This is a genomic window from Ruegeria sp. BF8, assembly GCF_056538625.1.
This window is the reverse complement of sequence record NZ_JBQFTL010000001.1, coordinates 1045049-1065768: the sequence shown is the minus strand read 5'-3', so window position 1 is coordinate 1065768 and position 20720 is coordinate 1045049. Positions and strand designations below refer to the sequence as shown.

At 60.9% G+C, this 20720-nt stretch carries 22 protein-coding genes and 1 other RNA gene; 10 read left to right on the top strand and 13 right to left on the bottom strand.

The genetic code is table 11. The features are described 5' to 3' along the window. Positions 1 to 414: 414 nt before the first annotated feature. A complete protein-coding gene (locus ACR0LD_RS05330; RefSeq protein WP_480635852.1) occupies positions 415 to 3117 on the top strand; it encodes a ribonuclease E/G in 2703 nt (900 codons plus the stop codon). A gap of 38 nt (positions 3118 to 3155) precedes the next feature. Here ACR0LD_RS05330 and ACR0LD_RS05325 read toward each other — a convergent pair whose 3' ends face one another. After that, the gene (locus ACR0LD_RS05325) at positions 3156 to 3395 is read right to left on the bottom strand and encodes a sulfurtransferase TusA family protein (RefSeq protein ID WP_093961985.1); all 240 of its coding nucleotides are present in this window, start codon (positions 3393 to 3395) and stop codon (positions 3156 to 3158) included. Positions 3396 to 3500: 105 nt separating this feature from the next. On the opposite strand from ACR0LD_RS05325, the gene ACR0LD_RS05320 reads away from it, so the two are divergent. The 4 genes from ACR0LD_RS05320 to ACR0LD_RS05305 all read left to right on the top strand — a co-directional run bounded on the left by ACR0LD_RS05320 (position 3501) and on the right by ACR0LD_RS05305 (position 7906). After that, a complete protein-coding gene (locus tag ACR0LD_RS05320; protein ID WP_170338729.1) occupies positions 3501 to 4253 on the top strand; it encodes a cytochrome c biogenesis CcdA family protein in 753 nt (250 codons plus the stop codon). Between the two features lie 78 nt (positions 4254 to 4331). Continuing rightward, entirely contained in the window at positions 4332 to 5606 is a 1275-nt protein-coding gene (locus ACR0LD_RS05315; RefSeq protein WP_170439316.1) for a hypothetical protein, read from the top strand. Beyond that, a complete protein-coding gene (locus ACR0LD_RS05310; RefSeq protein ID WP_480635849.1) occupies positions 5603 to 6952 on the top strand; it encodes a cytochrome P450 in 1350 nt (449 codons plus the stop codon). Before ACR0LD_RS05315 ends, ACR0LD_RS05310 begins: the two co-directional genes overlap by 4 nt. Positions 6953 to 7024: 72 nt before the next feature. Then, entirely contained in the window at positions 7025 to 7906 is an 882-nt protein-coding gene (locus ACR0LD_RS05305) for a fructose bisphosphate aldolase (protein ID WP_480635848.1), read from the top strand. Between the two features lie 2 nt (positions 7907 to 7908). On the opposite strand, the gene ACR0LD_RS05300 is transcribed toward ACR0LD_RS05305, so the two are convergent. Genes ACR0LD_RS05300 through fumC form a run of 4 tightly spaced genes read right to left on the bottom strand, consistent with a single transcriptional unit; the run spans position 7909 to position 10360 of the window. After that, a complete protein-coding gene (locus ACR0LD_RS05300; protein ID WP_170367064.1) occupies positions 7909 to 8511 on the bottom strand; it encodes a DNA-3-methyladenine glycosylase I in 603 nt (200 codons plus the stop codon). 51 nt (positions 8512 to 8562) lie between these two features. Next, the gene (locus tag ACR0LD_RS05295) at positions 8563 to 8793 is read right to left on the bottom strand and encodes a ribbon-helix-helix domain-containing protein (protein ID WP_480635846.1); all 231 of its coding nucleotides are present in this window, start codon (positions 8791 to 8793) and stop codon (positions 8563 to 8565) included. Beyond that, positions 8790 to 8966 carry a DUF4169 family protein gene (locus tag ACR0LD_RS05290; RefSeq protein WP_170403246.1) on the bottom strand — a complete coding sequence of 59 codons (177 nt, stop codon included), beginning with the start codon at positions 8964 to 8966 and terminating at the stop codon, positions 8790 to 8792. Before ACR0LD_RS05290 ends, ACR0LD_RS05295 begins: the two co-directional genes overlap by 4 nt. Next, the gene (gene fumC, locus ACR0LD_RS05285; RefSeq protein WP_170357728.1) at positions 8966 to 10360 is read right to left on the bottom strand and encodes a class II fumarate hydratase; all 1395 of its coding nucleotides are present in this window, start codon (positions 10358 to 10360) and stop codon (positions 8966 to 8968) included. Before fumC ends, ACR0LD_RS05290 begins: the two co-directional genes overlap by 1 nt. A gap of 244 nt (positions 10361 to 10604) precedes the next feature. Here fumC and ACR0LD_RS05280 point away from each other — a divergent pair, with 244 nt between their 5' ends. After that, positions 10605 to 11132, top strand: coding sequence for a hypothetical protein (locus tag ACR0LD_RS05280; RefSeq protein WP_170432773.1), 528 nt, complete (start codon positions 10605 to 10607; stop codon positions 11130 to 11132). A gap of 40 nt (positions 11133 to 11172) precedes the next feature. On the opposite strand, the gene ACR0LD_RS05275 is transcribed toward ACR0LD_RS05280, so the two are convergent. The 8 genes from ACR0LD_RS05275 to ACR0LD_RS05240 form a co-directional block, all read right to left on the bottom strand. Further along, positions 11173 to 11637 (bottom strand): SspB family protein, encoded by a 465-nt coding sequence (locus ACR0LD_RS05275; protein WP_170403236.1) that lies wholly within the window; start codon positions 11635 to 11637, stop codon positions 11173 to 11175. A gap of 76 nt (positions 11638 to 11713) precedes the next feature. Beyond that, positions 11714 to 12988 carry a chromate efflux transporter gene (gene chrA / locus ACR0LD_RS05270; RefSeq protein ID WP_480636281.1) on the bottom strand — a complete coding sequence of 425 codons (1275 nt, stop codon included), beginning with the start codon at positions 12986 to 12988 and terminating at the stop codon, positions 11714 to 11716. A 215-nt stretch (positions 12989 to 13203) separates the two neighbouring features. Continuing rightward, positions 13204 to 13635 (bottom strand): ester cyclase, encoded by a 432-nt coding sequence (locus ACR0LD_RS05265; protein ID WP_093961996.1) that lies wholly within the window; start codon positions 13633 to 13635, stop codon positions 13204 to 13206. A 101-nt stretch (positions 13636 to 13736) separates the two neighbouring features. Continuing rightward, positions 13737 to 14084, bottom strand: a transfer-messenger RNA (tmRNA) gene (gene ssrA, locus ACR0LD_RS05260). A gap of 35 nt (positions 14085 to 14119) precedes the next feature. Next, positions 14120 to 14482: a DUF4345 family protein gene (locus ACR0LD_RS05255; protein ID WP_480635844.1), complete on the bottom strand. Its 363-nt coding sequence runs from the start codon at positions 14480 to 14482 to the stop codon at positions 14120 to 14122. 64 nt (positions 14483 to 14546) lie between these two features. Further along, positions 14547 to 15197 carry a hypothetical protein gene (locus ACR0LD_RS05250; protein WP_170339290.1) on the bottom strand — a complete coding sequence of 217 codons (651 nt, stop codon included), beginning with the start codon at positions 15195 to 15197 and terminating at the stop codon, positions 14547 to 14549. Between the two features lie 13 nt (positions 15198 to 15210). After that, positions 15211 to 16611 carry a selenium-binding protein SBP56-related protein gene (locus tag ACR0LD_RS05245; protein ID WP_170363508.1) on the bottom strand — a complete coding sequence of 467 codons (1401 nt, stop codon included), beginning with the start codon at positions 16609 to 16611 and terminating at the stop codon, positions 15211 to 15213. Between the two features lie 127 nt (positions 16612 to 16738). Continuing rightward, the gene (locus tag ACR0LD_RS05240; protein ID WP_170339285.1) at positions 16739 to 17470 is read right to left on the bottom strand and encodes a FadR/GntR family transcriptional regulator; all 732 of its coding nucleotides are present in this window, start codon (positions 17468 to 17470) and stop codon (positions 16739 to 16741) included. 85 nt (positions 17471 to 17555) lie between these two features. On the opposite strand from ACR0LD_RS05240, the gene ACR0LD_RS05235 reads away from it, so the two are divergent. From ACR0LD_RS05235 to ACR0LD_RS05220, 4 genes are read left to right on the top strand one after another with little or no spacing between them, the layout of a single operon-like run. Continuing rightward, positions 17556 to 18347, top strand: a complete 792-nt coding sequence (locus ACR0LD_RS05235) for a DUF2182 domain-containing protein (protein WP_480635841.1) — start codon at positions 17556 to 17558, stop codon at positions 18345 to 18347. A gap of 4 nt (positions 18348 to 18351) precedes the next feature. After that, entirely contained in the window at positions 18352 to 19056 is a 705-nt protein-coding gene (locus tag ACR0LD_RS05230; RefSeq protein ID WP_093962001.1) for a DUF1326 domain-containing protein, read from the top strand. Next, a complete protein-coding gene (locus ACR0LD_RS05225; protein ID WP_260066034.1) occupies positions 19056 to 19583 on the top strand; it encodes a DinB family protein in 528 nt (175 codons plus the stop codon). The genes ACR0LD_RS05230 and ACR0LD_RS05225 overlap by 1 nt, the downstream gene beginning before the upstream one ends. Continuing rightward, positions 19584 to 20687 carry a dimethylsulfoniopropionate demethylase gene (locus tag ACR0LD_RS05220; protein ID WP_480635839.1) on the top strand — a complete coding sequence of 368 codons (1104 nt, stop codon included), beginning with the start codon at positions 19584 to 19586 and terminating at the stop codon, positions 20685 to 20687. Positions 20688 to 20720 lie beyond the last annotated feature (33 nt).

Sequence of the window (20720 nt, the reverse complement as noted above, 5' to 3'; positions counted from 1 at the left end):
CTCCTTTGCAGTTTGCCCATTGTGTTTTCCACAGGACTGCTTTTATTGTACCGGGACGGGTCGGGCGCATTTTTGTGCCTGAATGTCCCGAATCATTGAGTTTCGCTGCTTTGCTGCAGGTGGTGACCTTTCCCGCCCGGCCAAGCAGACCGATTGTGCCCCGTTCCGGGGCAGTAGAGTACCTGAGCCCGAATTTCGGGCGAAAGGAATAATGGGCAGGCAGCGGCGTGTTCGCGCCTGTCGGAGAAGAACCGCGATGACGCGCGCGCTACGATTGAGTATACGGGCAGGGGGCCACAGCGCCGATCCCTGCCGCGCGCCGTCCGTAATCGCCCAGACAAGACACCACCCCAGATGCGCCTGTCCGCCTGGACAGGTTAGGACAACGCGTTTGGCGCGGTGCACCAAGGACACATGGCAAAGAAAATGCTTATCGATGCCACCCACGCGGAGGAGACCCGCGTCGTGGTGGTGGACGGAAACAAGGTCGAGGAGTTCGATTTTGAATCCGAAAACAAACGCCAGCTTGCTGGCAACATCTACCTGGCAAAAGTAACGCGCGTCGAACCTTCGCTGCAGGCGGCCTTTGTTGACTACGGCGGGAACCGGCATGGCTTCCTTGCGTTCTCGGAAATCCATCCGGACTACTACCAGATTCCGGTCGCGGACCGCGAAGCCCTGATGGAGGAAGAGCGCGCCTACGCTGAGGCAATGAAGGCGCGGGACGAGGCCGAAGAATCCAAGCCCAAGAAGCGCCGCTCGCGGTCGCGCTCGAAGGCGGCAGAGATCAAGACGGACGATCCGGTCGAAACGCTGGACGTATCCGCCGAACCGACGGGCATGGAAACCATCGACCTGCTTGAGGAAGAGGCCGCTGATCAGGATGTGCCCGAAGGCACGTCTCCGATGGAGACGGTCGCTGAAACTCCGGTCGAAGAGCCGAGTGAAGACGCGAGTGACGAACCGGCGGACGAAAAGGCCGAAGTCGAAGCTGACGCCGCACCCGCTGAACCGGTCGAAACAGACGAGCCGTACGCGGATGCAGCGGACGACGCTGACGCCGAAGCTGATGAGGCCAAGCCGGATGCGGCTGCCAAGGATGACACGATCGAGTCGGTTGCGGATGATGATGACAGCGAGGATATCCGTCCTCCGCGCAAACCACGCCCGCGCCGCTACAAGATTCAGGAAGTCATCAAAGTGCGCCAGGTTCTGTTGGTGCAGGTCGTCAAGGAAGAACGTGGCAACAAGGGTGCCGCGCTGACCACTTACCTGTCGCTGGCCGGCCGGTATTGTGTGTTGATGCCGAACACCGCACGCGGGGGCGGCATCAGCCGCAAGATCACCAACGCCGCGGACCGCAAGAAGCTCAAGGAAATCGCATCCGAGATCGACGTGCCTACGGGCGCCGGTCTGATCATCCGTACAGCCGGCGCCAAGCGTACCAAGTCCGAGATCAAGCGCGACTACGAATACCTGCAGCGCCTGTGGGAGCAGATCCGCGAACTGACGCTCAAATCGATCGCTCCTGCAAAGATCTACGAGGAAGGCGACCTGATCAAACGGTCGATCCGTGATCTTTACAATCGGGACATCGACGAGGTTCTGGTCGAAGGCGAAGGTGGCTACCGCATCGCCAAAGACTTTATGAAGATGATCATGCCGTCGCACGCCAAGAACGTGAAGCGGTACGAGGACCAACTGCCGCTGTTCGCGCGCTATCAGGTGGAAAGCTATCTGGCGGGGATGTTCAACCCGACGGTCCAGCTGAAATCGGGCGGGTATATCGTGATCGGCGTGACCGAGGCGTTGGTTGCCATCGACGTGAACTCGGGCCGCGCCACCAAAGAAGGCTCGATCGAGGAAACTGCGCTGAAGACCAACCTTGAGGCCGCCGAGGAAGTTGCACGCCAGCTGCGCCTGCGCGACCTGGCCGGTCTGATCGTCATCGACTTCATCGACATGGACGAGCGCAAGAACAACCTGGCGGTCGAAAAGCGCCTGAAGGACAAGCTGAAGACCGATCGGGCCCGTATTCAGGTCGGACGGATCTCGGGCTTTGGCCTGCTGGAGATGAGCCGCCAGCGCCTGCGCCCAGGAATGCTTGAGGCAACCACACAGCCTTGCCCGTCCTGCCATGGCACCGGTCTGATCCGCTCGGACGACAACATGGCTCTGTCGATCCTGCGTCAGATTGAAGAGGAAGGCACACGCCGCCGCTCGCGCGAGGTGCTGGTGCGGTGTCCGGTCAGCATTGCGAACTTCCTGATGAACCAGAAGCGCGAGCATATCGCGCAGATCGAAGCCCGCTATGGCCTGTCGGTTCGGATCGAAGGCGACATTCATCTGGTCAGCCCTGACTTCTCGATGGAAAAGTTCAAGACGGCCAGCCGGATCGTTCCCGAAGCGTCTGCGCCGGTGGTGTCCGCGACGGCATCGCTGATGGATCTGGTGGATTCCGAGGACGAGGTTGAAGACAGCGCCGTCGAGCCGGAACAGGCGGAAGAGGAAGCTAAGCCGAAGCGCAAGCGCCGCCGGCGTCGCCGCAAGAAGAACGGCGGTAACGGCGAGCAGGCCGAGGCAACCAGTTCTGACGAAGCTGCGGAAGACAAGGCGACCACCGAGGCGCAACCCGAGGAGTCCGGGACGGAAAAGACCGCAGAGTCTGAATCCGCTACGGCTGAGGCCGCAGAAGCTGGCGCCGAAAACGTGACCGAGGGTGAAGCGGAACAGGCCGAAGAAAAATCGGCCAAGCCCAAAAAACGTCGGGCACCGCGCCGCAAGAAGACGGTCGAAGTCGAAGGGGCGCCCGCGCCGGAACCCGAGGTGGCCGAAGAAGCGGTTCAGGCGGCCGCAGAAACGCCTGCTGATGAGGCTGCGGGTGCTGAGGACAATGCCCCCGAAGCGCAAGCCGAGGAGCCGGTCGAAGAGAGTGAGCCCGAGGTAACGGCAGAAGTCGAAACGCCAGATGCCGGGCCCGTGGCGGAAGCGCCGGAAGCCGCAACAGAAGACAAAGCCGAGGACACCGCAGAGCCGGTGCTTGAGACGGTAGCGGAAGAACCCGAGCCGTCCCCGGCCAAGCCCAAGCGGCGCGGTTGGTGGTCACTGGGCCAATAAGACAACAAAGGCGGACAGTATTGTCCGCCTTTTTTCTTTCAGGTCCCGCCGTTTTTCCGAATAAGATAGACGTGGTGATCCGCAGCTTCTTCCATCCCGATCAGCTCGTGCCCGGACTCCGAGCAGAAATGAGGCACATCGACGATTGCGGCCGGATCGTCGGCAAGGACCCTGAGAAGGGAGCCCGCAGGCATGGCCTTGAGCCGTTTGCGGGCTTTCAGGACGGGCAGGGGGCACAGCAGGCCCAATGCATCCAGTGTTTCGGCTTCTTGTGTCATGGCTCTCAGATATTTGCATGGCGCACAGCTGTCCAGCCGGCAACCACGAGGATGTGACCGAATGGCCCCGTGACGCGCCCCACTGGATATCCTATGTGCAGTGGCATGTTCGGAATCGATATCATCGACGCAGGGCTGCTGCCCGCCATGTTCATCGCGCTGGTCGGCGGGTTGATCAGTTTTCTGTCGCCCTGCGTGTTGCCGATCGTGCCGCCTTATCTGGCCTACATGAGCGGCGTGACCATTCACGAGATGCAGGATCAGGCGCAGGCTAGACGCAAGGCGACTCTGTCAGCGCTGTTCTTCGTTCTTGGACTGTCGACGGTGTTCCTGCTACTGGGCTTCACGGCCTCGGCCTTCGGCGCATTCGTGCTGCAGAACCAGGAACTATTCGCCAAGGCCTCGGGTCTGGTGGTGATCGTGTTCGGCCTGCATTTCCTGAACGTGTTCCGAATTCCGATCCTGGACCGCGAAGCGCGGCTCGAAACCGGGGACTCCGGCGGATCGGTCTTTGGGGCTTACATCCTGGGGTTGGCTTTCGCATTCGGCTGGACCCCTTGCATCGGCCCCCAGCTTGGCGCGATTCTGTCGCTGGCCGCGTCCGAGGCCTCGGTGGCGCGGGGCACGCTGTTGCTGGGCGTCTACGCGGCGGGTCTGGGCATACCGTTCCTGCTGGCTGCGATGTTCCTGAACCGTTCAATGGCGGTGATGAACAAGCTGAAACCGCATATGGGAACGATCGAAAAAGTCATGGGTGGCTTGTTGCTGGTCGTCGGCATCATGCTGGTGACGGGTCTGTTCACCGAGTTCAGCTGGTGGCTGCTTGAGACGTTCCCGGCATTGGCCACTCTGGGCTGACGCGGCGCCCGGTCGCGATGATCGGGCCTTACCTTGGCCACATCGCTGCGCTAACCTGCCCGCAACAAGGGCAAAGGCATGAGCAGTCAGGTTCCGCAATCTGGGGTACAACGACGCCGGGTGTTCTATATCCCCGGCTATGATCCGATCCATCCCCGCCGCTATCGCGAACTCTATCGGAAAGAGGGGCGCGCGCAGTCAGCGATTTCCGGGTATCGGTTGGAGGTCTCGGCCAAGACGGGCGATGGCCCCTATGGCTGGCACGTCCGGTCGGAGCAGGACGGGGCCGAAGTAGATACGGATGTCGAGGTTCTAGTCTGGTCCGACATCGTGCGCGACAGCATGGACAGCTCGATCCCGGCGACCTACTGGCAACTGCTGTGCACGGCCTCGATCTACATCTCGACTGGCACGCTGTGGCGGCTGATGCGGCTGCGCAAAGGACCGGTGATCGCCGCACTCTATCCGGTGGCGATGTTGCTGGGGCAGTTGGCGCTGGCGGGATTGGTCTTCTACGGTGTGGCAATGTTGTCCGAGTCCGCGATGCATTGGTTGGTTGAAGCTGTGGAAGGACCCGCGCTGTTCGGTCCCTATTTTGCGGCGCGGATGTATCTCAGCCTGGCTATTGGCGTGTTGGCGGGCTGGTGGGTCTTGCGCTGGTTCCGAAAGATCGACAACCGCCTGTTCGCCTATTACCTGATGCACGACTATGCCTATTCTGCGCGGCTGCGGGGAGAAACGCCGCCCGAGTTGCAGGCTCGGCTGGACGAATTCCGTGCCACTATTGCGGCAGCGCTACGGTCGCCCGTCGATGAGGTTCTGGTGGTGGGCCACAGTTCCGGCGCCCATCTGGGGGTTTCGGTTCTGGCCGACCTGCTGCGGCGGGGCGAGGTGCCACCGGATGGCCCGGTCCTGTCGTTCCTGACATTGGGGCAGGTGGTGCCGATGGTGTCATTCCTGCCGCGGGCCGGCCGGTTGCGGTCCGACCTGCAATTGCTGTCGCAGACCGAGCAGTTGACATGGGTCGATGTCTCGGCACCCGGGGATGGCTGCGCCTTTGCCCTATGTGATCCGGTTGCGGTCAGCGGGGTTGCCGGGCCGGGCAAGCGGTGGCCGCTGGTTCTGTCAGCCGCTTTTACGCAAACCCTGTCGCCCGAACGTTGGGCCGCGTTGCGCTGGCGGTTCTTCCGTTTGCATTTCCAGTATCTTTGCGCGTTCGACCGGCCTAGCGACTATGACTATTTCCGCATCACGGCCGGCCCGCTGACACTGGGCGCTCGGTTCGCCGGCCGGGCGCCGTCGAAATCGCGGATCGAGCGGGCGGTGTCCAAGTACCGGACGGTGCGCGCATGACCCCGCCCAAGCCGCCCGCCAGACCGGACAAGGTATCTCTGTGGCAATACCTGCGCATGTTCCGGCGTGACATCCTGTCGGCCCAGCCGCAACGCCTGTACCGCGCCTGGATGGCCGAGTTCCGCACCCCGTTCTTCCGGTCCTACCTGATCAACCAGCCCGAGCTGATCGACCGGGTTCTGAAACACCGTCCTCAGGATTTCCCGAAATCCGGCCGGATCAGCGAAGGCCTGCGGCCCCTGCTAGGCCAATCGGTATTCCTGACCAACGGCGCGACCTGGGAGCGCCAACGCCGCATCATCGATCCGGCCTTCGAGGGCGGGCGGCTGAAACAGACCTTTCCCGCGATGCTGGCCTCGGCCGAGGCTTGCGCCGATCGCCTGCGCGACAGGACGGGCGTGCCGGTCGAGATCGAAGAGGTCACCAGCCATGCCGCCGCCGACGTGATCTTTCGCACCTTGTTCTCGGTGCCTATCGAGCACGAAATCGCCGCACAGGTGTTCGAGAAATTCCGCGCCTATCAGCGGCAGCAACCTCTGCTGAACCTTGCGGCTTTCGTGCCGCTGCCCGGCTGGGTGCCTCGGTTCCACCCGCGCAAGACCCGCCGTGCGGCGGCTGAAATCCGCGCCTTGATCGCCCGCATGACCCGCGAGCGGGCCGCGCAGATCGCCGCCGGCGCCGCGCCCGACGATCTGGCCACCAAGATCATGACCACGTCCGACCCCCTGACCGGGCAGTGTTTCGATACCGATGAGATGATCGATCAGGTGGCCATCTTCTTTCTGGCCGGGCACGAGACCAGCGCCTCGGCCCTGGCATGGACGCTGTACCTGATGGCCGCCTATCCTGACTGGCAGGACCGCGTGGCCGAGGAAGCCCGCGCGCAGGATGAAATCAGTTTTGCCAGCATGTCCCGCCTCAAGCTCAGCCGGGATGTGTTCCGCGAGGCGCTGCGCCTCTATCCCCCGGTGCCGATGATGGTGCGCGAGGCCACATGCCCCGAACGTTTCCGCGACCGCGACGTGCCCAAGGGCGCTCAGATCGTGCTCAGCCCGTGGCACCTGCACCGACATGAACGGTTGTGGGAGGACCCCGACAGCTTTGACCCGTCCCGCTGGGCGACCGAAAACGGCAAAGCCTGCCAGCGGGCGGCCTTCATCCCGTTTTCGGCCGGGCCGCGCGTCTGTACCGGGGCGGGGTTTGCGATGGTCGAGGGGCCGTTGATCCTGTCGTCCCTGCTGCGCCGATACCGGTTCGAACCTGTCGAGGGCCGCTCCCCGGTCACGGTGGCGCATCTGACGGTCCGGTCCCGCGACGGAATTTGGCTGCGCGTGGTTGAGCGCTAACAAACTATCATCGCCCCGCGCCATGCTGTATGCGGTTGGAAAAGCGGAATCATTACTGAACGGGAAAGTGTTATGTCCAAGGCTGAACAGCGCGAACAGATGATCAACGGTGCGGGTTTTATCGCGGCTTTGGATCAGAGCGGCGGCTCGACGCCCAAGGCGCTGGCGTTGTACGGGGTGCAGCCGTCCGACTATGGCTCGGACGAGGAAATGTTTGCCGAGATCCAGAAGATGCGCGCCCGGATCATCCTGGCCGATGACTTCACCCGCGACAAAGTGATCGGCGCGATCCTGTTCGAACGCACGCTGAGCGAGGAAATCGACGGTCGCAAGGTGGCCGATTACCTGTGGTCGGTCAAAGGCATCGTGCCGTTCCTCAAGATCGACAAGGGGCTGGAGGACACCGCCAACGGCGTGCAGCTGATGAAGCCCATCCCGGGCCTGGCCGAGACGCTGGCCAAGGCCGAAGGTGTGTTCGGCACCAAGGAACGCTCGGTCATCCACGAGGCCAATGCCGAGGGCATTGCCGCCGTGGTGAAACAGCAATTCGACGTGGCCCGCGAGGTGATCGCCGCCGGCATGGTTCCGATCATCGAGCCCGAGGTGAACATCAAGTCGGACACCAAGGCCGAAGCGGAAGAGATCCTGAAAGCCGAAATCCTCAAGAATCTCGACGAGTTGGACGAGGGGCAGGACGTCATGCTGAAGCTGACCCTGCCCAGCAAGGCCAACCTGTATGACGAGGCCGCCGATCATCCGCGTGTTCTGCGGGTAGTGGCGCTGTCGGGCGGCTATTCGACCGACGAGGCCTGTGACCTGCTGGCGCAGAACGGCAAGATGATCGCCTCTTTCTCGCGCGCGCTGACCGAGGGGCTATCGAAACAGCAGTCGGATGCCGAGTTCAACGCGGCCCTGGGCAGCAATATCGACAAGATCTATCGCGCCTCGGTCTGAGGTCAGACCGGTTTGATGAACGAGCGGCGCATCTGCGCCGCTTTTTCGCGCATGGCGCAGCCGGTGGCGTGGTCATTCACCAGCCCCATCGCCTGCATGAAGGCAAACACCGTGGTGGGGCCGACAAATTTCCACCCGCGCTTTTTCAGATCCTTGGACATGGCAACCGACTCGGGCGAAGTCGAGGCCGTCTGCGGCGCAGGAGGGGTCTCGGGCTCGAACCGCCAGACATAGGCCGCCAGCGAGCCGGTTTCGGCCACCAGCTCCTGTGCGCGGCGGGCGTTGTTGATCACCGCCTCGATCTTGCCGCGATGGCGGATGATACCGGCATCTTGCAGCAGTCGTTCAACGTCCGCTTCAGAAAAACCGGCCATCACGTTGAAATCAAAATCGGAAAAGGCTTTGCGGAAATTCTCGCGCTTGGCCAGAATGGTGCGCCAGCTGAGGCCGGATTGAAAGCTTTCAAGGCAGAGTTTCTCGAACAGGCGCTGGTCGTCACCTACCGGATAGCCCCATTCATTGTCGTGATAGTCGAAGAATTCCGGCGCGGCCTGACACCAACCGCATCGCGGTTGGCCATCCGGCCCGGTCACGAGATCGCGCATCAAATGTACCCCTTTTGTTCACATCCAGCCTAGACACCGACGGGGATCAGATCAAGCGCTGCGATCGGGTGACCGGTACCAGTTCAGAACAAAGACACGAATGGCCGACGCCAATCCAGTCTCGGGGTCGCGCGCGACATCAATTTCCGAGGCCAAGACATTGACCGGCAAGCCTTTTGCCTTGGCGATGTCTCGGAACGCCTGCCAGAACTCATCCTCGAGCGAAACCGAAGTGCGGTGCCCCTTGAGCGTCAGCGAGCGTTTGACGGGCGGGCCGCTCATTCATCCAGCTCGTGATTGTCCAGATCGCGGCGGGCCTTATCGGCACGGGCCTCGTCCAGCTGCTTTTCCGCCTTGCTGCGCCCGAACGCCGCCGCGTTCCGGTCGGCGCGGGCCTTTTTCTCGGCCCGCGCCTTTTCCTTGCGATACCGGTTCAGATTGACCGGCTTGCCCATCAGTCCTTGGGCCCGATCATCTGCTCGGGGCGCACGACGGCGTCAAAGGTCGCCTCGTCGACGAAGCCCAGCTTGATGGCCTCTTCCTTCAGCGTGGTCCCGTTCTTGTGCGCAGTCTTGGCGACCGTGGTTGCGTTGTCATAGCCGATGGTGGGGGCCAGGGCGGTGACCAGCATCAGCGATTCCTTCATCAGCTTGTCGATGCGCGCCTCGTTGGCCTTGGTGCCCAGAAGCATGCGTTCGGTGAAGCTGTCCGTCGCGTCGCCCAGCAGCTGGATCGACTGCAGCAGATTGTAGGCCATCATCGGGTTGTAGACGTTCAGTTCGAAATGGCCCTGGCTGCCGGCGAACTTGATCGCAGCGTCATTGCCCATGACGTGGGCTGCGACCTGGGTCAGCGCCTCGGCCTGGGTCGGGTTGACTTTGCCCGGCATGATCGACGATCCGGGCTCGTTCTCCGGCAGGATCAGCTCGCCCAGACCCGAACGCGGCCCCGACCCGAGGAAGCGGATGTCGTTAGCGATCTTGTAGCAGCTGCCCGCGACGGTGGCCAAGGCGCCCGAGAGGAACACCATGGCGTCATGAGCGGCCAGCGACTCGAATTTGTTAGGCGCGGTGACGAAGGGCAGGCCGGTGATTTCGGCCATGTTGGCGGCGACGGCCTCGGCCCAGCCTTTCTGGGTGTTCAGCCCGGTACCGACGGCGGTGCCGCCCTGTGCCAACTCGTAGATGCCCGGCATGGCGGCGTTTACACGGGCGATGCCCTGACGGATCTGGTGGGCATAGCCGCTAAATTCCTGGCCCAGGGTCAGCGGGGTCGCGTCCTGCGTGTGAGTGCGGCCGATCTTGATGATGTCCTTGAATTCCGCCGACTTCTGCCCGAGCCCGGCGGCCAGCTTTTCCAGCCCCGGCAGCAGCACGTCACGCACGCTCATAGCGGTGGCGATATGCATGGCGGTGGGGAATGTGTCGTTCGATGATTGTCCCATGTTGCAGTGATCGTTCGGGTGCACCGGATCCTTCGAGCCGATCACGCCGCCCAGGATCTCGATCGCGCGGTTCGCGATGACCTCGTTGGCGTTCATGTTCGACTGGGTGCCTGATCCGGTCTGCCAGACGACCAGAGGGAAATTGTCGTCGAACTTGCCCTCGATCACCTCGCCGGCGGCCTGGATGATGGCGTCGGCGATGCGTGCGTCCAGCTTGCCCGTGGCCTTGTTCTGCATGGCGCAGGCCTTCTTGACCACGCCCAGCGCGCGCACGATGGCGACGGGCTGCTTCTCCCATCCGATGGGGAAGTTCATGATCGAGCGCTGCGTCTGCGCCCCCCAATACTTGTCGGCAGGAACCTCGAGCGGGCCAAAACTGTCGGATTCGGTGCGGGTCTGAGACATCTGTCACTCCGTCTGGTATGCAGTCGCATGCCGTTTAACCGCAGCTAGGCTATGGTTCAATCGGCCAGTTGCGCGCACCTTAGTCCGAAGGGCAAAAAAGGTATAGCCATGCGGTGTGCGTCACTTTTCTTGGTTGGTCACAGGTCCGTACCATTGTGCCCGTTCCCGGCTGAGCTAAGATATAGAAGGCAACCGCGGAGAAAGAACCATGAATCGCTCAGACCGGACCTCATTTTTCGCGCAAATGGCCCGATGGCTGTCGATACTGGCGTTTGGAGTTTTGTTGGCGTCTCCGGGATGGGCGCAGGACATTGGTCCCTTTGTCGGCGACTATGTCGGATCTGCCGACGTGGTCGATGCAGACGGATCGTCGACCCCGCGCGACATGAGCGTTTCCATCGCAGAGACCGGCGAAGGGTTCGTGGTCAAGTGGAAGACTACCACCTACAAAGCCGACGGCCGGGTGAAAGAACAAAGCTTTTCGGTCGAGTTCCGACCTTCTGATCGGAACAACATCTATTCCGCAGCCATGAAGCGGAATGTCTTCGGTCATGAGGTTCCGCTGGACCCGATGAAGGGGGAACCCTTTGTCTGGGGGCGGATCGAAGGGGAAACACTGACCGTCTTCTCGCTGTTCATAGACGAGGACGGCGGATACGAATTGCAGCAGTATGACCGGACACTGGCCGAGGGCGGGCTGAACCTGTCCTTTTCCCGGTTCAGAGATGGACAGAAGTCGCGTTCGGTCGAAACATTCCTGGAAAAACAATAGGCTCCGCCAAAAAAGCGAAGCCTCGTCCAATGGCCGCGAATTACTTGCGGAAGCTGTCCAGCGATACGATATCCGCATCGTGATGCGGCTCGTCGTCGGGTTCGACCTCGATCGACTCGGCCTCGATTTCCACCGGGTCCTCATCTTCTTCGTCCGAGCTTTCGAAGCGCAGCCCGAATTCGACCGACGGATCGACAAAGGTCTGGATGGCCGAATAGGGGATATACAACGGCTCCGGAGCGTCACCGAAATTGAGCGTGATGGCAAATCCGTCCTCGCCAACCTCGAGATTTTCGAACCAGTGCTGCACCACGATCGTCATCTCATCAGGGTAGCGTTCGCGCAGCCAGTCAGCGATTTCGACGCCGGGCTCACGGGTATCGAACGTGATGAAGAAATGGTGCGCGCCGGGCAGTCCGGTTTCAGAAACGCGCTTCAGAACAGTCTTGATCAGCCCGCGCATAGCGGTGTGCATCAAGTTGCCGTAGTCAATGCCTTGCGACATGTGTCATCCTCGAAAGTGGTTATCCCAAGCATAAGGGATTTGATCGGAAACGAAAGAGCGGGTTGCGTCTGATTGTTCAAACCAGATGCAGGATTGCGCCTGCACCTATCATGATGCCCAGCGTCGTTGCCAGACCGGTTTTTCTTATGAAAATCAAGACTCCGGCAAGGCATGTCAATCCAACGGCTGCGATGTCCAAGGTCGAAAAAACCGGAATGGGCAGTGAGATCGGACCAAACTCGACTTTTCCGATGGTTCCAAACAGGACGTGCAGTCCGAACCACACCGACAGGTTGAGAATCACACCGACGACCGCCGCGGTAATTGCGCGCAATGCTTCCGACAGTCTCGGTCTTTGCGCTATGACGTCCAGGTAAGGCGCGGCAACGAATATCCACAGGAAGCACGGAACGAAGGTCGCCCACAGCGCAACGACCCCAGCTGCCAGCGCAAGGGACATCCCGCCCGCCAATTGCCCGGCGAGCATGGCGACGAATTGTGTGACCAGTATCAATGGGCCGGGGGTGGTTTCTGCCAGTCCCAGCGCATCTATCATCTGATCGGTAGAGATCCATTGGTAGTTCTCGACGACCGTCTGGGTCATGTAGGCCAGCACCGCATAAGCCCCGCCGAAAGTGACTACGGCCAATCGTGCAAAGAACCAGCCCAGATCGCTTAGCAACGTTTGGCCGGAAAGGGTCAACAACACCAGCGGAGCTAACCATAGAACCAGCCAGAGCACGGCGGTCCGCACGGGTCGAGCCAATGCGGTATCGACATTCTGCGAAACTGAAGGCTGCTCTGAAGGCTTACGTGAAAAGCCCCAGACAGCCGCGGCCAGAATGATCAGGGGGAAAGGTAGATTCAGAGCGAAGATCGCCAAGAACGCCAGTATCGCAAGAATCCCGGGCTCTGCCCCAGATAGAGTTTTGCGAGAAAGATTGAGCACCGCCTGGAGAACGATCACGATAACCGTGGCCTTGATCCCGAGAAATGCAGCCTGGACCAGGGGAAGGTCTCCGTAGGCAGCATACAGGCCGACCAGCACGGCTATCACCAGCGCTCCGGGCAGAACGAACAGGCCGCCGGCAATCAGCCCGCCCGGCACGCCCCGCAGCCGCCAACCGGCATAGGTGACCAGTTGCATGGCTTCGGGGCCGGGCAGCAACATGCACAACGACAGCGCGCGCAGAAAGGTCTGCTCATCCAACCATGGCCGCCGTTCGACCAATTCCTGGTGCATCAATGAGATCTGTGCCGCTGGGCCACCAAATGAGAGGAGGCCAATGCGGCCGAACACCCGGACCAGTTCTGCCAGAGGGGGGTTCACTACCGGGGCTCCGCCCTGCATGCGCCGGTTTCGGCGGTCCTCGGTCGGCTCCATCCGATATTCGGAGCATAGGTGCTGATCCGACCACCAGCGATCATTGGAAACTGCGCAGCCATGGCATGTGCCCCTTTGGATTTGGAGACATGCGAACCCGGGCTGCCGCCGGGCAGGGCGTTCACATGCTGACCCCGTGTGCTCTTGCTACTCGGGGTCAGGTTGCGCGGTCAAGAACCGGTTCAGGCCCAGTCCAGCCGTTGCCCTGTCATGCAGACGGGCAAGGTATCCTGCGGGAACTGACCGAGCTGTTCAAACAGGGAAACGAAGTCGAACTGGTTGTAGGCTTCGACCATCTTGTCACCTTTGAAGCGCGCCATCACTTGGCCTGTGACCTCCAAGGGCGCGCCGTTGTCTGCCCGCGAGGTCCGCACATGCAGAACGGCTGACGCCCAATCGCCGTTTTCGATAATTTTGGGCAAGTCCACCTGAATTTCGCCCAGAACGTGCCGAAAGGCCATGACCAGGTCGCGAAAGTCGTCCGCGCCGACCTGCATTTCGGGTATCAGCCCCTCGGCCATCGTTTCCGGGGCAAAATACTGGTCGATCGCGTCAATATTGCCTTTTTCCCAAACCTCGGAATACCAGGCCCTGAGTATCTCTGAATGAGTCATCCCAACTCTCCTGTCTGTCTTCCGCTACTTTGAATGACAGGAGTGAACAGTTTCTGAATAGCGGCCAAATTCGGCGCAAAAACTCAGACAAAATCCAGGGAAATGCAGGTTTCTGTTGCCAGGTACCTGCGAACCCCGCCTTACGCGGCTAGGCGCAAGGACTTAAGTTTCGGTCTGGTTACTGCTTACGCAGCAACTGCAACCGGAGCACGATTGTCATTTGCAATTGTACTGTTTTCGCCGGTAACGGTGGCAGACAGCCGAGACAAAGCTAACCCCTTTAGACGTTCGTCGATCCTGTTTCGGCCCCATGATCCCCAAATGAAGGATGTATGGTGGAGCCGCCGGGTACCGCCCCCGGGTCCGATCCGCTTATTACGGGCGCGTTTATGTCCATAGTCCCGAAGGACAGGATTTATATAGGTGAGGATATTTGCGGATGCAAACCCTCAAAGCGCGGGATCATGGCGATTTTTCCAACCTTTCACGCGGGCCTGAAGAGGTTGGCTGCGATCAGCCAGATCGCCAGCACCAGCTCGATTCCGCCGAAGGTCAACGCTTTGGCCAATGGTGGATTGTCCAGCAGTACGGACACGAACCGACCCAGCGCCGCGCCGCCATAGACCACGCCCAACATCGCGTAGGCCATCGGGTGGTTCAGCCACAATACAGCTATGCCGGTCACGACAAACAGCCCGCCGACCGAGGCCCGCATCTCGCTGAGGCCCATCGTGCTGTTGGTGGGCGCAAGGTCCAGCGAGGCCGCCGTCCAGGCCGGAGCCAGAAAGCCGAACAGGCCAAAGCCGATGGTCAGAAGGGCTGCGATGATGTTGAGTGTTCCGGTCATGGGGGCCTCGCGTTTCAAATGCCTGCCCGTCGAACCTAATCTGTTTCGGGGCAGGGGGAAGACCTCAGATTGCGGCCCAGAGGCCGAGCACCCCCACAAGGATCAGGCTGAGCGCCCAGACCATTTCCAGGTTGAACCAGCTGCGAGACAGAAACTGCAGGCCCAGCCAGCGATAGACCGCGAAGGCCAGCGCACCGCCGCCCAGCATCATAGCGCCCGTATGGACCGCGGCCACAGCCAGAACCAGCAGGCCATTGGTGCCCATGATCTCTGACACGGCTCTGTGGCCGGTATCCAGCTCGTCCAGCCCGCACAGGCCCAGATAGATCGGGACCAGCATCAGCGCCGCACCATGCGCCAACGCCACCAGAAACGACCACAGCGCCAGCCGACTGGGCGGTACGCGCGCCAGAAACCGTGGGTGGCGCCGGGTGATCGCGATGTAGAGGCCCATAGCGATCACGATCAGCGCCGCTCCGATCCGGATTTCGCGCTGATAGTCTACAAGGATAGTCATCAGCGCGAAGGGCAGCAAAACACCCAGCATCGCCACAAAATGCCCGCCCGCCAGCGCTGCCAACGCGCGCCAGAGAGCGGATTGGCGTTGCTCCATCAATGCCGCCGACACGGCCAACGGCCAGCCCATACCGGGGTTCAACCCGTGATAGGCGCCGCTCAGCACAACGGCCAGCCAGAGGCCGGCCGTCGATGTCATCAAGACGTCCAATTCAGACCGAAGGGTAGCAGAAACTGTCGGTGGAGCAGTCTCCTCCCTCAAGCCGGATCTGGTGGCTGCGATACCCTTTCGGGAAGTCCACCCAGAAATCCTTGTCCAGTGTCAGGCCGCCTTTTTCGCCTACATCCGCCTTGACCATCGCAGCGCCGCGATCGCCGGGATAGAATTGGTCATCCCATGTGGAATAGAGCGAATTGGTCCAGTAGACGCGTTTGCCGTCACGGCTGATCTCGACCATCTGCGGACCATAACCAAAGTCCTTGCCGTTGGGATGCTTGGTTTTCTTGACGATTCCGCCGATCTCGACCTTGCCGGCCAGCTTGGGCTTCATCGGGTCCGAGACATCGTATTGGTGCATTTCACCGGTGCCCCAGCACGCGACATACAGGTATTTGTCGTCCAAGCTCAGGTCGATGTCGGTCACCAGCGGCGGCACCGCCGAGAACCCTTTGAGCAGATCGGGAAGATCATCCGGATCAGCGGGTTGCGGGTCGATCGTGATGGTCTTCTTGGCCTCGAAACTGCCATCCTTGTTGCGCCACCAGGTAAAGATTGCGCCCTGAAGATTGGTGGTGTCGACCACTACGCCGCAGAAACCGTATTGCTTGACCGGGTCATGCGCCGGCCGGATTTCCAGCGCCATCTGGTGGTTCTCGCCCAAGTCGATGGTCTGGATGTTGGTGCGGTCGCGCAGGTTCCAGAAATGGATCCGGTGGCCATATTTGTTCGACAGCAGATCTTCGGCCACGATCCCGTTTTCGAATTGCGGGGGCAGACCCCATTCGGAACTGACCATGTAGTCCCGCGGCAGGTTCCACCAGAAATCATAGTGCTTGTCTTGCACGCCGCGCTCGATCTCGTAACGCCCGATGATGTCGAAGGTCTCGCAATCCATGATGAAGATGCCCGGAGGTCCATCGGTGCCATCCGGTCCGCCACCGCCCAAGGTGCTGACATAGATACCTTCGGGTCCGCAATGGATCGTGTGGGGGCGGGAATACCCCGTCTTTGCAAAGACTTCTTCGGGCTCGATGATCTTGTGAATTTTGGCCTTCAGCGGCTCTTTCACGTCAATCACGTAGATCCGGCTGGAACGGATACCGGGGATGATCAGGTACCGGCGCTCAAGAAAAGCGTGGCCGGTCAGCGGAGACAGGGCCGAGGAGCAGGCGTTCCATCCGAAATGGTGAAACTCGTCGCCCTTGTTGGGCATCATCACCTTGTGAACGATCTTTCCGTAATCGCCCGAAGTTGGGTCGACATTCACAACCGCCAGGCCATCGGGCTGCGAAAAATCGGGGCTGAGCATCAGCGTGAAGGCCAAGGTCTCGGGCGGGGCCTCCATGGCCATCTTGGCGGATGGATAGAATGTTGGATCCGGTCTTTTGTTCATAACGTCCTCCCGTAAGTCATTGAAAATCAATTTTATTGAGAGTGCCGGTCTTCCCGCCGGATAATGGTCTGCCTGCTCGAGTGTCCTTTCCGTTGATGTGATGCGTCAAGGAGTATTCAGAATGTCTTCAGGCCGGTTTCCGCCGACGTTCGGCCACATCATGGGCCAGGCGGCGGGTGTAGGTTTCCAGTTCGACCAGCGCGGCGTCGACGGTCTCGGCGTCCTGCGCCTCCAGCGCGTCGGCGATCTTGCTGTGCAGGCGGATGATCTCCTCGCGCGAGCGGGCGGTGAAGGTGATCATGTTCATCAGGGGCTGCATCGCCTCGACCGCGCCGGCCAGTTGATAAGACAGGACAGGGTTGCCCGCACCATCGACCAGCGCCCGGTGAAAGGCCACGTCCGAGGCGCAGAAGGCCTCATCCGTCAGACCGGGCTGCGCCTGACGGAAGATTTCCGCGCGCATGGTGGCCAATTGATCGGCGGTGCGCCGCTGGGCCGACAGGCGCGCGCAGGCACGTTCCAACGCATAGCGGGCCTCGCAAGCGGTGTCGAAGCTGACCTCGTTCATCGACAGCAACAGCGTCGAAGTCGTGATCTGCTGAGAATAGGCGTCCTGGAAACTCAGCCGGTTGACGAAGGCACCCCCCGTCGCGCCGCGCTGGGTACGGATCAGCGATTGCGCCGCCAGCCGTTTCAGCGCCTCGCGCACGGTGGGGCGCGACACCTGGAACTGGTCCGCAAGCTCGGATTCCGAAGGCAGGCGCTCGTCCACGATCAGCTCTCCTGATACGATGGCATCACGGATGGCCTGGGCGATCTGTGCGGACAGGTCGGTGCTTTTCTGAGGATCGATTTTCATCTTCTGCAGGCCGCCGTGAAAAATTTATTTGTCTGACATTTAAAAGTCTGACATTTGAAAAGCAAGCACCGAGTCGGGAGGGAACATGAGTCGGGCACTTCTACGCAGCGGTTTGTGGCTGGGCTTTTTCGTCTTGATCCTGTGGGCCTGGTGGGTGATGTACACCATGAGCCGCGACATGGGCGTCGATTGGATTGGCCGACCCGGGCCAATGGCCGAGGCGATGCGTGCGATGAATCCCCGCATGGACATGTACATGCCGATGGCCGAGTTCGGCCCGCTGTTCGTGATGTGGGCGATCATGATGGCCGCGATGATGCTTCCAACGCTGGTTCCGACACTGAGAAGCTATGAGGATTTGATCCAGAGCGCCAATGGAACAAGGCTTGGGTGGGTCGGCGTTCTGTTGGGTTACTTCGTGGTTTGGGCCGGGTTCGCCGCGTTGATCACAGGTGTTCAGCTGGCTTTGTTGTTCGGGGGCGTGATCGACATGCTGGGCATTGCCAAGTCTCCGCTTTTTGCCGCCGGTCTTCTGATTGCCGTCGGTGCCTTTCAATTCACGCGCGCCAAGGAGGTGTGCCACGGGGTGTGTCATGCACCCATGACCTATTTCCTTGGACACTGGCGCACCGGCTTCTCTGGCGGTCTGCGCATGGGGCTGGGGTTGGGCGCCTTTTGTGTCGGCTGCTGCTGGGGGTTCATGGCGCTTGGCTTTGTCGGAGGCGTGATGAGCCTGCTGTGGATGGGTTTGGCGACCCTGTTCATGGTGTTGGAGAAATTGCCCCAGATCGGTCATGTTCTGACACGGCCGCTGGGTTTCGCTTTGATTGCAGGTGGCCTTGGGCTGCTGATCTACCCAATTGCATACGGAGGATAAGCCGATGGCAAAAAACAGAAAACCCGATGCCGACAAGCTGCCGGTCAGTCAGCGAATTGACAGCCGGATGCCAAATCCCAAGCGCCGCGAGATGAGCCCGACGGACTGGGCCATCAAGGGTGAGCTTATCCTGAACTGCTCCTGCGACGTGTTCTGCCCCTGCGTGGTTTCGCTGGGGGCGCACCCTCCGACCGAAGGGCATTGTCATGCGTGGATGGGTGTGATCATCGACGAGGGACACTATGAAGGTGAGGACCTGTCGGGTCTGAACGTTGGTCTGCTGGTAGATATTCCCGGCCGGATGGGCGAAGGCCAGTGGAAGGTCGCCGCGTACGTGGATGAGCGCGCAAGTGGCAAGGCGTACAACGGCCTGTTGCAGATTTTCAGCGGGCAGGCCGGTGGCACCACTGGGCTGTTCACGATGCTGGTGAGTGAAATCATCGGCGCCGAGCGTGCTCCGGTGCAGATCGAGCGCGACGGCAACAAACGCCGCATCGTCATCGGCCGCAAGATCCAGGGTGAGATCGAGATGCTGGCAGGCAAAGATCCCGAGCATCCGGTCATGGTGTCCAATTCCAAGTATTGGATGGGTCCGGACATCATCGTGGCGCGTGGCACCAAGTCGAAGGTGCGCGACTATGGTCGTGTCTGGGATTTCGGCGGCAAATCTGCCGAAATCTGCCCGATCGACTGGCACGGACCCAAGTGATGATCACCGGCGCCTATGCTCGGCAGATGGCCCGCTATAACCGCTGGCAGAACAGCCAGTTGGCGGGTTTTCTTCGAGAGCTTTCTCCCGAAGAGTTGACCCGGGAACGCGGCGCGTTTTTCGGGTCGATCCTGGGGACTGCCAACCATCTGCTGTGGGGCGACTGGATCTGGATGTCCCGGTTCGACAAAGGTCCGGGGCCTGAAAGCAATCCGCACCGCAAGGGCGGCGGTATTCACGAAAGCGTCCACCTGTGCCCGGATCTGGCGCACTGGCTTCCACTGCGCGAGACCATCGATGCCCGGATCGATGCTTGGGTTGATACTCTGGGCGACGAGCCAATCTCGGGCCCGTTCACATGGTATTCCGCAGCAAAAGAAGAAAACATTACATTACCTTACGCCGTGTGTGTGATGCATTTTTTCAATCATCAAACGCATCACCGGGGACAAATCCACAAAATGCTGACCGAGGCCGGGTCTGAGGCTCCGGTCAGTGATCTCGTTTTCTTGCCCGAGGAGGTCTAAGTGCCACAGATTTCTTTGTCGCGCCGGCTGCGGCGCACGCCGTTCTCCGACGGGGTCGAGGCGGCCGGTGTCAGAGGTTATACCGTGTACAACCGGATGTTACTGCCCACGGTATTTGAAAGCGTCGAGGCCGACTATCGGCATCTCAAAACCCACGTGCAGGTCTGGGACGTATCATGCGAGCGGCAGGTCGAACTGCGCGGTCCCGATGCGGCGCGGCTGATGCAGATGCTGACCCCGCGCGACCTGCGCGGCATGCTGCCGGGCCAGTGCTACTATGTGCCGATCGTGGACGAAACCGGGGGAATGCTGAACGATCCCGTGGCGGTGAAACTGGCGGATGACCGCTGGTGGATTTCGATCGCAGACAGCGATTTGCTGTTGTGGGTCAAAGGCTTGGCCAACGGATATCGGCTGGATGTTCTGGTGGATGAACCAGACGTGTCGCCCTTGGCGGTGCAGGGACCCAAGTCGGATGACCTGATGGCGCGGGTCTTTGGCGACCGGGTGCGTGATATCCGCTTCTTCAAGTTCGACATGTTCCAGTTCGAGGGGCGTGATCTGGCGATTGCGCGGTCGGGCTATTCCAAACAGGGCGGGTTCGAGATCTATGTCGAAGGCGGCGACGTCGGCATGCCCTTGTGGAATGCGCTTTTCGCCGCCGGAGAGGACCTGCAGGTTCGGGCGGGCTGCCCCAACCTGATCGAGCGGATCGAGGGCGGGTTGCTGTCTTACGGCAATGACATGACCGATGACAACACTCCCCATGAATGCGGGTTGGGCAAGTTCTGCAACACGCATACGGCCATTGGCTGCATCGGGCGGGATGCGCTGTTGCGGGTGGCCAAAGAGGGGCCGGTTCAGCAAATCCGCCCGATCGCGATCGAGGGCGACGCGGTGCCCCCCTGTGATCGGCCGTGGCCGGTCTATGGCGGCGGCAAGCGTGTGGGCCAGGTGACCTCGGCTACCTGGTCGCCGGATTTTCAAACCAACGTGTCGATCGGTATGCTGCGGCTGAGCCATTGGGATCCGGGAACGCAGGTCGAAGTCGAAACGCCGTCTGGAATGCGGACTGCAATCGTGCAGGACAAGTTCTGGATTTGAGCCGGGAAGGGCGCGCGGGACGCGCCCGGGAAG